This is a genomic window from Idiomarina sp. UBA4206, from assembly GCF_002383015.1.
Taxonomy (GTDB): Bacteria; Pseudomonadota; Gammaproteobacteria; order Enterobacterales; family Alteromonadaceae; genus Idiomarina; species Idiomarina abyssalis.
In genome coordinates this window covers 4,891-6,693 of record NZ_DFTS01000070.1, presented here as the reverse complement: position 1 = coordinate 6,693, position 1,803 = coordinate 4,891, and the positions used below count along the sequence as shown (strand labels likewise).

Here is a 1,803-nt window from a genome sequence, read left to right as displayed (position 1 = left end):
CTTTATCGTGAGGTGCTTCTATAGCCTGATAACTTGAGTGTGACTTAAAGCGACTGCGGAACAGTTCCGAATAATACCAGCGACCAATACCGCACTCGTCAGAATCTACAACATTACAGTCTTCGGCGGATAGCGTACCCAAATACACGCGATACACGTCCATGCGCAGTTGCATTTCTTCAATATTGGCCAGTTCAATCTGAGCCAGTAGAGCACTGTTCGAAATGCTGCCGGTAAGCCGCTTTATGTGCTGGTTTTCATCAGCCAGTGACTCAAGGTAACGTCTGGTTGAATCGATATTGTCACGGGTTGTCTGAATAGCTTCAACACTGCGGGAATGACTTAAATCAACGCCTTGTACAATTTGCTCAACTTTGTCATTGATTCTGTCGGTTAGCTCGGTTGTGCGTTGAGATAATGAACGAACTTCGTTGGCGACAACAGTGAATCCACGACCATGTTCTCCGGCACGAGCAGCTTCAATATTAGCGTTTAAACTGAGTAAGTTGGTGGTCTCTGCGACACCACGAACATCGCCGCTGGTTTGCTCAATTTCCTGGGTATGCCCCTTTAACGCCGCAATACTTTCGGAAGTTGACTCAATATCGTCGACAATAGATGACAAATTGCCCACAACAGCAGACATGGTCGACTCACCTGACTGATTGTTTTCGTCAATGGTTAAGATGGTTTCACGCTCTTTTTGCAGTAAATCGCTGAGTTGTGAAAAGGTGTTTTGATAACCCGCCAGTGACTCAGTAAAGTTTTCAATAAAGCCTAAACGTTGTTGGTAGTCAGAGAACTCAGCTTGTTGCTCGGAAACCGTCTGGTTGGCAGCTTGAAGCTGTTCTGATAATTGCTGGTTTTCAGCCTCCAGCTGTTCAATACGTTGCCGTAACTGAGACTGAGTTGATGAACATTGATGGCTGCGGACGTATCCCAGTTTCTCTATTAACTGCATGGAACCTCCAAAAAGAAAAACCAGACTTCCGCAAAAGTTGCAGAAGTCTGGTTTATTAAGGGTTAAGCAGATTTATGCTTTAAGCCTTTTATGACTTGCCAGGTGATGCCTAGTGCACCCACGATGAAGACCATGTCGCCGACGGTACGGAACCAACGTAGGTTCTGAAGCAGAGGCTGTTGCATGAAGGCTTCACTACGTGCGTACCATAAACCTTCAGTGGCAGCGGCGTAGAACTGAATGAAACCGACTGGTAACAAGCTGGTGAAGAGCATTAGCGCTAAGCCAATGTTCATTGTCCAGAAGGCCATTTTCATCAGTTTTTCATCAAACTGCAGAGTTGGTCGTATGTAGCGAAGAATTAACAGGACGAAACCAAGCGCCAGGAATCCGTACACACCGAATAGTGCTGCGTGTGCGTGAGTAGGCGTAGTGTTCAAACCTTGTACATAGTACAGCGAGATAGGCGGGTTGATCATGAAGCCTAATACGCCGGCGCCTAACATGTTCCAGAACGCAACGGCAACGAAGCACAGTAGTGGCCATTTAAGGCGTTGCATCCAGTCAGCACGTTTTTGCAGGCTGTAGTTTTCCCAGGCTTCATAGCCCAGCACAATTAGCGGTACCACTTCTAACGCTGAGAAAGTAGCGCCCACGGCCATAACCGGTGTGGTTGTGCCTGAGAAGTACAAGTGGTGGAAGGTACCCGGGACACCGCCCAGCATAAACAATGACGCTGAGGCCAGTGCTGCAACGGTTGCCATACGGCGGGAAACCAAACCCATGCTGTGGAAAATGAACGCCAGTGAGGCAGTGGCAAATACTTCAAAGAAGCCTTCTAC

2 protein-coding genes are annotated in these 1,803 nt (G+C 47.6%); both read right to left on the bottom strand.

Translation table 11 applies throughout. The annotated features are described in order from the left end of the window. On the bottom strand, positions 1 to 961 hold a 961-nt coding region (locus B3180_RS13910), incomplete at its 3' end, for a methyl-accepting chemotaxis protein (RefSeq protein WP_286845100.1). A gap of 62 nt (positions 962 to 1,023) precedes the next feature. Then, positions 1,024 to 1,803 (bottom strand): cbb3-type cytochrome c oxidase subunit I (locus B3180_RS13905; RefSeq protein WP_286845098.1); only part of this gene is annotated, 780 nt, incomplete at its 5' end.